The organism is Mesorhizobium sp. LNHC232B00 (assembly GCF_000502435.1).
In the GTDB taxonomy this organism is placed as follows: domain Bacteria; phylum Pseudomonadota; class Alphaproteobacteria; order Rhizobiales; family Rhizobiaceae; genus Mesorhizobium; species Mesorhizobium opportunistum.
In genome coordinates this window covers 62,892-75,305 of sequence record NZ_AYWP01000002.1, presented here as the reverse complement: position 1 = coordinate 75,305, position 12,414 = coordinate 62,892, and the positions used below count along the sequence as shown (strand labels likewise).

Annotated in this window: 12 protein-coding genes and 1 tRNA gene; 5 read left to right on the top strand and 8 right to left on the bottom strand. The window is 63.0% G+C overall.

The genetic code is table 11. The annotated features are described in order from the left end of the window. Positions 1–287: 287 nt before the first annotated feature. From X743_RS166095 to X743_RS166110, 4 genes are all read right to left on the bottom strand, one after another. On the bottom strand, positions 288–659 hold the full coding sequence (locus X743_RS166095) for a hypothetical protein (protein ID WP_023763731.1): 372 nt from the start codon (positions 657–659) through the stop codon (positions 288–290). Positions 660–678: 19 nt separating this feature from the next. Continuing rightward, a tRNA-Glu gene (locus X743_RS166100) sits at positions 679–753 on the bottom strand. A gap of 91 nt (positions 754–844) precedes the next feature. Next, a complete protein-coding gene (locus tag X743_RS166105) occupies positions 845–1,249 on the bottom strand; it encodes a VOC family protein (protein WP_023763730.1) in 405 nt (134 codons plus the stop codon). After that, positions 1,246–1,629, bottom strand: coding sequence for a hypothetical protein (locus X743_RS166110; RefSeq protein ID WP_023763729.1), 384 nt, complete (start codon positions 1,627–1,629; stop codon positions 1,246–1,248). The genes X743_RS166105 and X743_RS166110 overlap by 4 nt, the downstream gene beginning before the upstream one ends. Positions 1,630–1,655: 26 nt before the next feature. Here X743_RS166110 and X743_RS166115 point away from each other — a divergent pair, with 26 nt between their 5' ends. Together X743_RS166115 and rpoH are read left to right on the top strand one after the other, a co-directional pair. Continuing rightward, positions 1,656–2,708: an RluA family pseudouridine synthase gene (locus X743_RS166115; protein ID WP_023763728.1), complete on the top strand. Its 1,053-nt coding sequence runs from the start codon at positions 1,656–1,658 to the stop codon at positions 2,706–2,708. Between the two features lie 209 nt (positions 2,709–2,917). Continuing rightward, on the top strand, positions 2,918–3,829 hold the full coding sequence (gene rpoH, locus X743_RS166120; RefSeq protein ID WP_013892638.1) for an RNA polymerase sigma factor RpoH: 912 nt from the start codon (positions 2,918–2,920) through the stop codon (positions 3,827–3,829). A 274-nt stretch (positions 3,830–4,103) separates the two neighbouring features. Here the strand turns inward: rpoH and X743_RS166125 are convergent, their stop codons facing one another. The 4 genes from X743_RS166125 to X743_RS166140 all read right to left on the bottom strand — a co-directional run bounded on the left by X743_RS166125 (position 4,104) and on the right by X743_RS166140 (position 6,679). Further along, positions 4,104–4,964: an MBL fold metallo-hydrolase gene (locus tag X743_RS166125; RefSeq protein WP_245264146.1), complete on the bottom strand. Its 861-nt coding sequence runs from the start codon at positions 4,962–4,964 to the stop codon at positions 4,104–4,106. Between the two features lie 156 nt (positions 4,965–5,120). Continuing rightward, the gene (locus X743_RS166130; protein WP_023763726.1) at positions 5,121–5,780 is read right to left on the bottom strand and encodes a peroxiredoxin; all 660 of its coding nucleotides are present in this window, start codon (positions 5,778–5,780) and stop codon (positions 5,121–5,123) included. 249 nt (positions 5,781–6,029) lie between these two features. Next, complete coding sequence (locus tag X743_RS166135) at positions 6,030–6,395, bottom strand: cell division protein ZapA (RefSeq protein WP_013892635.1); 366 nt, start codon at positions 6,393–6,395, stop codon at positions 6,030–6,032. A gap of 11 nt (positions 6,396–6,406) precedes the next feature. After that, positions 6,407–6,679, bottom strand: a complete 273-nt coding sequence (locus tag X743_RS166140) for a DUF4164 domain-containing protein (RefSeq protein ID WP_023763725.1) — start codon at positions 6,677–6,679, stop codon at positions 6,407–6,409. 262 nt (positions 6,680–6,941) lie between these two features. Between X743_RS166140 and tkt the strand changes: the two genes are divergently transcribed. The 3 genes from tkt to X743_RS166155 all read left to right on the top strand — a co-directional run bounded on the left by tkt (position 6,942) and on the right by X743_RS166155 (position 12,280). Then, a complete protein-coding gene (tkt, locus tag X743_RS166145) occupies positions 6,942–8,933 on the top strand; it encodes a transketolase (RefSeq protein ID WP_023763724.1) in 1,992 nt (663 codons plus the stop codon). Between the two features lie 159 nt (positions 8,934–9,092). Then, positions 9,093–10,103, top strand: coding sequence for a type I glyceraldehyde-3-phosphate dehydrogenase (gene gap, locus X743_RS166150; RefSeq protein ID WP_013892632.1), 1,011 nt, complete (start codon positions 9,093–9,095; stop codon positions 10,101–10,103). A 296-nt stretch (positions 10,104–10,399) separates the two neighbouring features. After that, positions 10,400–12,280 (top strand): potassium/proton antiporter, encoded by a 1,881-nt coding sequence (locus X743_RS166155; RefSeq protein ID WP_023763723.1) that lies wholly within the window; start codon positions 10,400–10,402, stop codon positions 12,278–12,280. The last annotated feature ends 134 nt before the right edge of the window (positions 12,281–12,414 follow it).

The window sequence follows — 12,414 nt, the reverse complement described above, 5'->3', positions numbered from 1 at the left end:
GCCAAGTAACAGAGATCGTTGCGCTTTCAAGCGTCGCGGCCTGACTTAAATTGGGTGAATTCGGCCATGCGGCCGCCGGATTTTCGCGGGTTTTGCCGCTTCTTTCGGTGAACGCAACCCACACGGGTACTTTGTCAGAATGTGATCCGAAACTGTGGGAAGGAACGGCCGAGCCGTTGTTGCGCCGGACGGACCGCTGCACAGCAGTCTAAAAGCAAAAGGGGCCGGCATTGCGCTGGCCCTCCACTTCCACTTGGAGCGCGAGGTGGTCGCGAATACCGCCAAGGCTAGTCGAGAAATCTGATCTTCGTGAAGGACATCATCTCTCCCATCACGTTGCCGCTGTCATCGATCTGCTGCCCTTGTCCGACTGTAACGGTCACGCGTTTTCCCGTGTAGCGGGACGGCATCGCGGTTTGCTCGTTCCAGCTTCCGCACTCGGGAGCGGAACACAGGCCGACTTGCTCCTGCTTCCTGCGGTCGACAATGGTCAGATAGCAATTATCGCCACATTCGAAACCCCGAATGGTGCCGGTGATCTTCCTGTCCTTGGAGAACGACGGACCGCACTGGGCGATCAGGGACGCGGAAATGAGGAGCGGCAAAGCCAATTGTTTCATGCAGCCAACTTGCTGCAACAGGCCGTATGGCGCAAGCATCGCATCTGGCAGAAACCATTGGTACGCCCAAGGGGAATCGAACCCCTGTTCCCGCCGTGAGAGGGCGGTGTCCTGACCGCTAGACGATGGGCGCGTTCAAGAACCGGCGATATAGGCTGACGGCTGGGAAAAAGCAACTGGGGTTTCGGCTGCTTTAACGCATCGGACAAAAAGCAGCTAACGCGTTACCGTTTGGGCTCGATCAGGTCCCAGAGATTGCCGTGCAGATCGGCGAAAACCGCCACCGTGCCGTAGGGTTCGAAACGCGGCGCCTCGCGGAATTCGACGCCCTTCTCCAGCATCGCCGCGTGATCGCGGGCGAAGTCGTCGGTTTCGAGAAAGAGAAAAACCCGGCCACCGGTCTGGTTGCCGATGCTTTTGCTTTGTGCCTCGTCGGAAGCCTCGGCCAGAAGCAGCCTGGCGCCCCCATTGGCCGGCGCCACCGTGACCCAGCGCTTGCCACCGCCGAGATCGACATCCTCGACGAGATCAAAACCCAACCGCCCGACATACCAGGCGATCGCCTCGTCATAGTTGGCGACGACCAGCGCAACGGTCGCGACGCGACGATGTTCGGCGAAACCCGTCATCTGTTGCGAATTGCAAAACGGCCGATCAGGCGACGCTCCGCGATATCATAGATGAAGATCGCGCGGCCGCCGTCGGTGAGCTCGGCATCGATGGAGACGCGGTTGCCGGACAGCGACTGGCTCACCACCTTGGCCCCGACCGGCAGCACGATGTCGCCGCTGGCAAGCTCGCCGGCGGGGGTCTGGATATCGCCGGCCAGCGGCGGGTTCGTCGCTGGCGCGTTGCGCGCTTTGTAGACAAGGGCGCCGATCACCACCATAAGGGCAAGAAACAGCAGGCCGAGATTGATGCCGACGAAACGGACGAGTTTCCTGCGCACCTTTTCGACTTCGGGGTCGAGCGGCTTTTCCTGATCTTCCTCGGCGGTTGGGCTGGCCATGGCAAACATTCCGGAACGGTTTTTCAATGAGCGCTCATAGCGAAGAGGCCCCTCAATTGATAGAGGACGGATTGATGGAGGCACCCACCGTGCTGGTGGCGGGCGCGGATGCGGCGGGCCAGCGCCTCGACCAATGGCTGGCTGCCAGCCTTGGCCCGGACATGTCGCGCAGCCGCGTGCAGATGCTGATCCGGCAGGGAGCCGTTTCCATCAACGGCAAGCCGGTTGATGAAACCAAGCGCAAGATGCTTCCAGGCGAAAGTGTCTCGGTCGCCATGCCGGAGCCCGAGCCGGCCGAGCCGCGGGGCGAGAACATCGCGCTCGATGTGCTCTATGAAGATGACGCACTGATCGTCATCAACAAGCCGGCCGGGCTCGTCGTGCATCCCGGCGCCGGCAACTGGACCGGCACGCTGGTCAATGCGCTGATCCATCACTGCGGCGAGAGCCTTTCCGGCATTGGCGGCGTGCGCCGGCCGGGCATCGTCCATCGCCTCGACAAGGAGACCAGCGGCGTCATGGTGGTGGCCAAGACCGACCGCGCCCACAAGGCCCTATCCGAAGCCTTCGCCGATCATGGCCTGACCGGCGATCTCGAACGCGCCTATCTGGCTTTGGTCTGGGGCATACCGCAGAGGCCGACCGGAACGGTCGACGCGCCGCTCGGTCGCGCCGCCGACCGGGTGCGCCGCGCCGTGGTGCCGGAAGGCCGCGACGACGCCCGCCACGCCGTCACCCATTTTGCCGTCAAGGAGCGTTTTGGCGAGAAACAGCAGGAGTTCGCCACCGCAAGCCTGGTCGAATGCCGGCTGGAAACCGGCCGCACCCACCAGATACGTGTCCACATGGCCCATATCGGTCATCCGGTGATCGGCGACCCCGACTACGGCCAGGCCTTCCGCACCAAGACCAACCGGCTGCCCGAACCGTTGAAAAGCCAGGTCAAGGCATTTTCCCGGCAGGCTTTGCATGCCTGGCTCCTTGCATTTCGTCATCCCGATACCCATCTAACGATGAGGTTCGAGGCGCCGATACCGAGGGACATGGAGGAACTCGTCGGCGGCTTTCGCAAGGTCTGAACCTGCCGACGACAGCGTTGAGCCAGCCATCAAAAACCTGACTGACATTGTTCACTTCAGCGTGACACACCGTTTCGTGTTGAACAAATGCTGTCTTTTCTGGTTTTGTTCCTGTATATGATCCGATGTCGCGGGCGAGCCTTTTGGTGCTCGCGTCACATGCCCGCCGCGTTTCGGGGGCATCACTCCAATAGAGAGGGGGCGCTATCATGGCCCAGTCACTACCCAGTATCGTTTCCGGCGAAGGCGGCCTCAGCCGCTACCTGGAAGAAATCCGCCGCTTTCCCATGCTTCAGCCGCAGGAAGAGTACATGCTCGCCAAGCGTTATGCCGAGCATGAAGACACGTCCGCCGCGCACAAGCTCGTCACCAGCCATTTGAGGCTCGTCGCCAAGATCGCCATGGGCTATCGCGGCTATGGCCTGCCGATTGGCGAAGTGATCTCGGAAGGCAATGTCGGCCTGATGCAGGCCGTCAAGAAATTCGAACCCGAGCGCGGCTTCCGCCTCGCGACCTACGCCATGTGGTGGATCAAGGCCTCGATCCAGGAGTACATCCTGCGCTCGTGGAGCCTGGTCAAGATGGGCACGACCGCCAACCAGAAGCGCCTGTTCTTCAACCTGCGCAAGGTGAAGGGCAAGATCCAGGCGCTGGATGACGGCGACCTCAAGCCCGACCAGATCGCCGAGATCGCCACGCGGCTCAACGTTTCCGAAGCCGAAGTGGTGTCGATGAACCGCCGCCTGTCAGGCGACGCCTCGCTCAATGCCCCGATCCGGGCGACGGAAGGCGAGTCCGGCGAATGGCAGGACTGGCTGGTCGACGACCACGAAAGCCAGGAAGAGATGCTGATCGAGCAGGACGAGCTGGAAAACCGGCGCGGCATGCTGTCCGGTGCTCTTGCAGTGCTCAACGATCGCGAGCGGCGCATCTTCGAGGCGCGTCGCCTCGCCGAGGAGCCGCTGACCCTGGAAGAGCTGTCGGCCGAGTTCGACATCAGCCGCGAACGCGTGCGCCAGATCGAGGTGCGCGCCTTCGAGAAGGTGCAGGATGCGGTCAAGGCCGCCGCCAAGCGCCAGATGCAGGCGTTGCGCACCATCGAGGCGCAGCCGGCAGCGTAAAGCCGGGTTCGGCAACAAGATCAAAAGGCGGCGTCAGGAAACTGGCGCCGCCTTTTTCATGTTCGGCTGGCGGTTGGCGAAAACCGGGACATGGCCAATCTCCCCCCTTGCGGGGGAGATGTCCGGCAGGACAGAGGGGGGTGTGAAGGAACGCTACTTTTCGATTTCAGCCATCTCCGGCCGGACGTCAGTTCAGACGGCCAGCTACAATTGGTTGAAAGGTCATGTGGGAGATCGGCAGTTTCACCGGCGGGGCCCCCACAAAAAATATCCCTCAAAGCCCATCCAGCGGAAACTTCAGATATCGCCGGCCATTGGCCTCCGGTTCCGGCAGCCGTCCGCCGTTCATGTTGACCTGCAGTGCATGCAGGATCAGCCTGGGCATCGGCAGGGACCGGTCACGCGCCTCGCGCAAGGCGACGAACTCGGCCTCGCTGTGCGCGGCGACCAGATGGATGTTCGTGGCCTTCTGCGCGGCCACCGTGCTTTCCCACAGAGGCTCGCGGCCGCCCGCCTGATAATCATGGCCGACGAAGACGCGCGTTTCATCTGGCAAAGCCAGGATGGCCTGGATCGAATGCCAGAGCCGCAAGGCGCTGCCGCCGGGAAAATCCGCCCGCGCCGTGCCGCTGTCGGGCATGAACAGTGTATCGTGGATGAAGGCGGCGTCGCCGACCACATAGGTGATCGACGCCAGCGTATGTCCGGGCGAGAACAGCACCTTGACCGGAAGGGTGCCGATCCGGAAGGTTTCGCCCTCCCCGAACAGCCTGTTCCACTGCGAGCCATCAGCAGGAAAATCCGGCCAGTTGTAGATTGCCTTCCACAGGTTCTGGACATCGACGACCCTGTCGCCGATCGCTGTCGGCGCCCCGGTCTTTTCTCTCAGGTAATGCGCGGCGGAGAAATGGTCGGCATGCGGATGGGTGTCGAGAATCCACTCCAGCTCCAGCCCGTCTTCCCTCATGAAATCGAGCAAGGCGTCCGCGCTCTTCGTACCCGTTGCGCCGGATTTCTCGTCGAAGTCGAGGATCGGGTCGATGATGGCGCAGCGCTTCGTGGCCGGATCGGCGACGATATACTGGATGGCCCCGGTCGGCTTGTCATAGAAGCCCCTGACCTGCGGTCTTGCCAAAGCAATGTCCAAACCGAGCTCCCAACCCAACGCGGCGGCAGGAATGATTTTCTCCGCCGAACCCCGACAGAGGCATGCTTGTCCACCCCCTACCGGCCAGTCAAGCATGACGTGGCCCGTAGGGGTGAAAAAGACGAAAAACGTTCCGGCGCCTGTTCAGGCCGATGGCTGCTTGGTCTTCCTGAGATAAGGCAGGATGGTTTCGTAGGCGCCGAAACGCTTGATCGCATCCTCGTTGGAAACGGCGGCCGTGATGATGACGTCCTCGCCCTGCTTCCAGTTCGCCGGCGTCGCCACCTGGTGCTTGGCGGTCAGCTGCATGGAATCGACCGCGCGCAGGATTTCATCGAAGTTGCGGCCCGTGGTCATCGGATAGGTCAGCACCAGTTTGATCTTCTTGTCCGGCCCGATGACATAGACCGAGCGCACCGTGGCGTTGTCGGCGGGTGTGCGGCCTTCCGACGTCTCGCCGGCGCCGCCTGGCAGCATATCGTAGAGCTTGGCGACCTTGAGATCCTTGTCGCCGATCAGCGGATAGTTCACGGAATGGCCGGTCGCCGTCTTGATGTCGGCCTGCCATTTGTCGTGGCTTGCAACCGGATCGACCGAAATGCCGATGATCTTGACGTTGCGCTTCTTGAACTCGCCTTCGAGCCCCGCCATCGTGCCGAGCTCGGTCGTGCAGACCGGGGTGAAGTTCTTCGGGTGGCTGAACAGGATCGCCCAGCCGTCGCCGATCCAGTCATGGAATTGGATCACCCCTTGGGTGGTCTCGGCGGTGAAGTCCGGTGCGATATCGTTGATACGAAGGCTCATGATCTATCCCTACCCCTGACAATGCCGCAAACCCGCTGCCGCGGCTCGACACCTTTTTAGCACTCCCGGCAGCGCCGACAAAATGCTTAAACCTGCCAGCTGCAGCGCTGGCGGCGAAAAAGATTCTGTCCTCGATGGAAATTGCGGCAGGATTTTCGGATGTCCGCCGAAGTCGAAGCTGTCTCTGCCGGAGACAGGTCTGCATGAAACAACAGATCCGGCGCGCGATGCCGTTCAACCGCGACTTGCTCAGGCCTTGTTGACCGCCAGCGTCGCCGTGAGATCCTCCATGCGCTGCGCCAGCGCGCCGAGCGCGTTGGTCAGCACGCTGTCGCTCTTGTCGGCCTTGGTCAGCGCCTCGTCGCGCGTCTTGCGCAAGGTGAGCACTTCGCTTTCCATGCCCTTGACGCGTTTCTGCAGCTCGGAAAGCTCATCCATCACCATGATCCCGGCCATCACGGTCAGCCGCTGGTCGCCGATCTCGCCGAACGAGTCCTTCAGGTGTGAAACATAACGGTCGAAGCGTTCGGCTAGGTCGATCAGATGCTCTTCCTGGCCCTCGTCGCAGGCCATGCGATACTGCTTGCCGTCGATTGAAACCGTGACCTGTGCCATCGGGCCAGCTCCTATCTGTCCAACACGGCGCGGATGGTTTCCATGGCGGTTACCAGCCGTCGCGAGACTTCCTTGTTGGCGTCTTCCAGCCGTTCGGCGCGTGCTTCGGAATTGTCGAGTTCCTGCGCCAGCCGCGAGCGGTCGGCATTCATCCGCTGCACCTCGGCCTCGGCTTCCGAGTAGTCGCGTTCGTGCTCGAGCTTGGCCGCGACGGCGTTTTCCAGCCCCTCCATGGCCTTGCCCAGCCTGGCGATCACTTCCTTGAGCGTGGTTTCCCCGGTCATGGCGTTCGTCCTGTGCCCTGCCCATCACCGAATCGTTCGCGTTCAGAACGCGTTATATCGGAAACATTAGGCACCGGGTGAAGGCGACGTCAACAAAGCTCTCGCGACTGTCCCCCGCTAACGCTAATGTAGGCCCGCCGTCGGCATCACAAGACCGGCAAATATGCACCCGATTTGTTGACTAAAAGCCCGCGCCTGCTATGTGTCGCGCACCCTTTTCAAGGGCTCTCCCAAGCCCCAAACCCCCATTTCTGGAGGAACCATGACGTCGCGTGAACAACATGACCGGATGGCCAATGCGATCCGTTTTCTCTCCATGGACGCCGTCGAAAAGGCGAATTCCGGCCATCCCGGCCTGCCCATGGGTTGCGCCGATATCGCCACGGTGCTGTTCACGCGCTTCCTGAAATATGACCCCAAGGCCCCGCACTGGGCCGACCGCGACCGTTTCATCCTGTCAGCCGGCCATGGTTCGATGCTGCTCTATTCGCTGCTTCATCTGACCGGTTACGAGGACATGACCCTCGACCAGATCAAGCACTTCCGCCAGCTGGGCTCGAAGACGGCTGGCCATCCCGAATACGGCCATGCCACCGGCATCGAGACGACCACCGGCCCGCTCGGCCAGGGCCTCGCCAATTCGGTCGGCTTCGCGCTCGGCGAGCGCATCATGAATGCCGCCTTCGGCAACGACCTCGTCGACCACTACACCTACGTGCTGGCCGGCGACGGCTGCCTGATGGAAGGCGTTTCCCAGGAAGCCATCGCGCTGGCCGGGCATCTGAAGCTCAACAAGCTGATCGTCTTCTGGGACAACAACAACATCTCGATCGACGGGCCGGTCTCGCTCGCCGACAACACCGACCAGGTCGCCCGCTTCCAGGCCTCCGGCTGGAACGCCAGCCACATCGACGGCACGGATCCTGAAGCCATCGCCTATGCCATCGAGGCCGCCCGCCATTCCGACAAGCCGACGATGATCGCCTGCAAGACGACCATCGGATTCGGCGCACCGACCAAGGCCGGCACCAACAAGGCGCACGGCTCGCCGCTTGGCGCCGACGAGATCGCCGGCGCGCGCAAGTTCTTCAACTGGGACTCGCCGCCCTTCGAAATCCCGGCCGACATCCTCGAGGCCTGGCGCACCGCCGGCAAGGCAGGCGTCAAGGCACGCACCGATTGGGAAGGTCGCCTCGCCAAGGCCGACGCCAAGCTGAGGGCCGAGTTCGAGCGTCGCACCAGCGGCAAGCTGCCGTCCAATTTCGACGCCGTCATTGCCGACTACAAGAAGAAGCTCTCGGCCGACAAGCCGAAGGTCGCCACCCGCAAGTCTTCGGAAATGGCGCTCGAAATCATCAACGGCGCCGTGCCCGAGACCATCGGTGGCTCTGCCGACCTCACCGGCTCCAACAACACCAAGACCAGCCAGACCAAGAACATCACGCCGGACGATTACGGCCAGCGCTATGTCCACTACGGCATCCGCGAGCACGGCATGGCCGCCGCGATCAACGGCCTGACGCTGCATGGCGGCCTCATCGCCTATGGCGGTACCTTCCTGTGTTTCTCCGACTATGCCCGCCCCTCGATGCGGCTTGCCTCGCTGATGGGCATCCGCTCGATCTTCGTCATGACCCATGATTCCATCGGTCTGGGCGAAGACGGCCCGACCCACCAGCCGGTCGAGCATATGGCGGCGCTGCGCGCCATCCCGAACCACAATGTCTTTCGTCCGGCCGACGCGGTGGAAACCGCCGAATGCTGGCAGATCGCCCTTGAATCGGAGAAGACCCCGTCGACCCTGGCGCTGACCCGCCAGAACCTGCCGACAGTGCGCACCGAGCACTCTGACAAGAACCTGAGCAGCCAGGGCGCCTACGAACTGGCCGCGGCCAGCGGCGAGGCGGCGGTGACGATCTTCGCCACAGGTTCCGAAGTCGAGATCGCGCTTGGCGCCCGCGACTTGCTGGAGAGGCACGGCCACCCGACCCGCGTCGTGTCGGTGCCTTGCTTCGAACTGTTCGACAAGCAGAGCGATGACTATCGGAAGAAGACGATCGGCAACGCGCCGATCAAGATGGCGATCGAAGCCGGCATCCGCCAGGGCTGGGATCATCTCATCGGCTCGGACGGCATCTTCATCGGCATGACCGGCTTCGGCGCCTCGGGCACCATCGAGCAGCTCTATCCGCATTTCGGCATCACCGCCGAGGCGGCTGCCAAGGCGGCGGAAGCCCGCCTGCACGGCAAATAACCGATTGAAGTGCCCAGGCCCACGAAACTGCGTTCGCCTTTTCGTGGGCTGGCCCAACCTAATCGATTTAAATCCATGCCTTGAATGGCTGGATTCTTCGGCCGTCCGCCGCTATGAAGCTGCGGACCAAATTACCTTCCAACTCCCAGGGAGAGAAACATGACCGTCAGAGTTGCCATCAACGGATTCGGCCGCATCGGCCGCAACATCCTGCGCGCCATCCATGAGTCCGGCCGCAAGGACATCGACGTCGTCGCCGTCAACGATCTCGGCCCGGTCGAAACCAACGCGCACCTGCTGCGCTACGACAGCGTGCACGGCCGCTTCCCGCACGAGGTGAGCGTCGATGGCGACCAGATCACCGTCGGCAAGGAAAAATTCAAGGTCACCGCGATCAAGGATCCGACGCAGCTGCCCTGGAAGGAACTCGGCGTCGACATCGCCCTCGAATGCACCGGCATCTTCACCGCCCGTGACAAGGCCGCCGCGCACCTCACCGCCGGCGCCAAGCGGGTGCTGGTGTCCGCACCCGCCGACGGCGCTGATCTCACCGTCGTCTACGGCATCAACCACGACAAGCTGACCAAGGACCACATCGTCATCTCGAACGCGTCCTGCACCACCAACTGCCTGGCGCCGCTGGCCGCAGTGCTGCACGAGACGGTCGGCATCGAAAAGGGCATGATGACGACGATCCATTCCTACACCGGCGACCAGCCGACGCTGGACACCATGCACAAGGACCTCTACCGCGCCCGCGCCGCCGCGCTGTCGCAGATACCGACCTCGACCGGTGCCGCCAAGGCGATCGGCCTCGTGCTGCCCGACCTCAAGGGCAAGCTCGACGGCATCTCGATCCGCGTGCCGACCCCGAACGTCTCGGTCGTCGACTTCAAGTTCATCGCCAAGCGCGCAACCACGGTGCAGGAAATCAACGAAGCGGTGATCGCCGCCTCCAACGGCAAGCTCAAGGGCATTCTCGGCGTCACCCATCACCCGAATGTCTCGATCGACTTCAACCACGATCCGCGTTCCTCGATCATGGCGCTCGACCAGACCAAGGTGATGGACGGCAACTTCGTTTCGGTGCTGTCCTGGTACGACAATGAATGGGGTTTCTCCAACCGCATGGGCGACACCGCGGTCGCCTTCGGCAAGACCATCGCCTGATCGAAGATCCGTCTTCGCAAGTCCTGAAACGCCCGGCTTCGCCCGGGCGTTTTTCATTTGCCGAGCCGCAACGGTCAGCCGCCCGGAAATCAGCGGCTTCGGCCAAAAAACCACGCTGCCGCCTTGCGCTGGCCATGCCTTCGCCCCACTCTCCGTTGAATCGGGAAAGCATTACAGCGCCGCGCGTCCTCGGACGCGCAAAGGACGCTGTAACACTTTGACTTGGCGCATGACCCTTTCCGAAATCGATCCCGATTTCGGGGTCATGCGTCAGGAATTCGAGGGGCAAATCACGGATGGAGCATGCGATCTATCTCGTCACGCTGGTCGGCACAGCGCTTGTCGTCGCCGCCGCGTTTTCGAGCCTGATCGCCTTCCGCTTCGGCGCCCCCCTCCTGCTTCTGTTTCTCTGCATCGGGCTCGCCACCGGAACCGACGGCCTCGGCATCGAATTCGACAATGCCCGCGTCGCCTATTTTGCCGGCTCACTGGCGCTTGCCGTAATCCTGTTCGATTCCGGTTTCGGCACGCCGCTCAATGCCTTGCGGCAGGCGGCGGGGCCGGCGCTGTCGCTGGCGACCTTCGGCGTGCTGCTCACCACTGGCCTGTTCGGGGCCGCCGCCTACTATCTGCTCGACCTCAGCTGGCTGGAATCCTTCCTGTTGGGAGCTGCCGTCGCGTCCACCGACGCGGCTGCGGTGTTCTTCCTGCTGCGCGCCGGCGAGATCAATTTGCGCGAGCGCGTGCGCTCCACGCTCGAGGTGGAATCCGGCACCAACGACCCGATCGCCATCTTCCTCACCATCACGTTGGTCGAGGTCATCGCCGCCCATGCCAATCCTGAAACCAACGTCCTGATCACCAACCTGGTGCTGGGCTTCCTCGTCAACATGGGCCTCGGCGCCGTTGTCGGCATACTCGGCGGTCTCGGCATCGTGCGTCTCGTCGACCGGCTCAACCTCGATCATGGCCTGCTGCCGATCTTCGTGCTGACGCTATCGCTGATGGTTTTCGCCGCCGCAGGCGCGATCGGCGGCTCGGGCTTTCTGGCGGTCTATCTTGCCGGGCTCATCGCCGGCAATTCCGACATCCGCGCCGTCACCATCCTCAAGCGCTTCCAGGATGGTATGTCGTGGCTGGCACAGATCATCATGTTCCTGATCCTCGGCCTGTTCGCGACGCCCTCGCAATTCCCGGCGATCATGCTGCCGGCGATAGCGCTTGGCCTGTTCCTGATGTTCATCGCCAGGCCGATCGCGGTCTGGCTCTGCCTGATCCCGTTCCGCTTGCCTCGCCCTGAGGTCGCCTTTGTCTCCTGGGTCGGCCTGCGCGGCGCGGTTTCGATCCTGCTGGCCATCACCCCGCTGCTTGGAGGGCTGGAGAACGGCCGCACCATCTTCAATGCCGCCTTCATCATCGTGCTTGTGTCGCTGGTCATCCAGGGCTGGACGGTTGGCCCGCTGGCACGTCGCCTTGGCCTCATCGTGCCGGCGCGCCTCGGCCCGCTGGACAAGGTCGAGCTGGAATTGCCGGGCTCCGCCCACCACGAACTGCTCGCCTATCGTGTCGCACAAGGCAGCCCGGTGGCACGCGGCGAGCGCATTCCGCGCTGGGCGCGGCCCTCGCTGGTGCTGCGCGACGGGCGCTCGATGCGCTTCCAGGACATGGGCCGGCTCGCCGCCGGCGACCAGGTCTACATCTTCGTGCCTGACCGCTATCCGCGCCTGCTCGACAAGCTGTTCGCCAGTCGCGCCGTCGTCGATCCCGAGGATGCTGATTTCTTCGGCGCCTTCGCCGTCGACCCGGCACGCTCGGCCGCCGAACTGGAAGCCGCCTACGCGCCGGGCCTGACCGAAGCTGAGCAGAAGCAGACCGTCGGAGCGCTGGTCACCGCGCGGCTCGGCGGCCATGCCGAATATGCCGACCGTGTGCTGATCGGTCCGATCGAGCTGATCGTCAGGGATGTCGATGACAAGGGCAGGATCACCGGGCTGGGTCTCTCCTTCGAGCCCACTGCGCCGGTGGCGCGGGTGCCGGTCTTCCTCAGTGCCGGCGAGATCGTCGACCGCCTCGCTGCCTTCATCCGCGACTGGCGCAGACCGGTGGTACCGCAGGTGGCGGCAAAGACGGATGACGCCACTGAGCCGCCGGTCGAAAAGGCAGCGACGGGAAGCTGACCGCGGCGCTCGTTTGCGCCTCCCTCATCTACGTCGGCGCTGTCTTCACGGACTGTGTGCCCGCCCGCCTCAAAATTTCGTCCCGAACCCAGCCCAAGTCTTGCATCGTAGCCGATGCGGGGTATGGTCCCGGC

Bases quoted from the DNA above. Each gene is read 5' to 3' on its own strand.
- X743_RS166130 (WP_023763726.1), bottom strand. From the start codon at position 5,780: ATGAGCCTTCGTATCAACGATATCGCACCGGACTTCACCGCCGAGACC.
- X743_RS166135 (WP_013892635.1), bottom strand. From the start codon at position 6,395: ATGGCACAGGTCACGGTTTCAATCGACGGCAAGCAGTATCGCATGGCC.
- X743_RS166110 (WP_023763729.1), bottom strand. From the start codon at position 1,629: ATGGCCAGCCCAACCGCCGAGGAAGATCAGGAAAAGCCGCTCGACCCC.
- tkt (WP_023763724.1), top strand. From the start codon at position 6,942: ATGACGTCGCGTGAACAACATGACCGGATGGCCAATGCGATCCGTTTT.
- X743_RS166095 (WP_023763731.1), bottom strand. From the start codon at position 659: ATGCTTGCGCCATACGGCCTGTTGCAGCAAGTTGGCTGCATGAAACAA.
- X743_RS166105 (WP_023763730.1), bottom strand. From the start codon at position 1,249: ATGACGGGTTTCGCCGAACATCGTCGCGTCGCGACCGTTGCGCTGGTC.
- X743_RS166155 (WP_023763723.1), top strand. From the start codon at position 10,400: ATGGAGCATGCGATCTATCTCGTCACGCTGGTCGGCACAGCGCTTGTC.
- X743_RS166115 (WP_023763728.1), top strand. From the start codon at position 1,656: ATGAGCGCTCATAGCGAAGAGGCCCCTCAATTGATAGAGGACGGATTG.
- rpoH (WP_013892638.1), top strand. From the start codon at position 2,918: ATGGCCCAGTCACTACCCAGTATCGTTTCCGGCGAAGGCGGCCTCAGC.
- X743_RS166140 (WP_023763725.1), bottom strand. From the start codon at position 6,679: ATGACCGGGGAAACCACGCTCAAGGAAGTGATCGCCAGGCTGGGCAAG.
- gap (WP_013892632.1), top strand. From the start codon at position 9,093: ATGACCGTCAGAGTTGCCATCAACGGATTCGGCCGCATCGGCCGCAAC.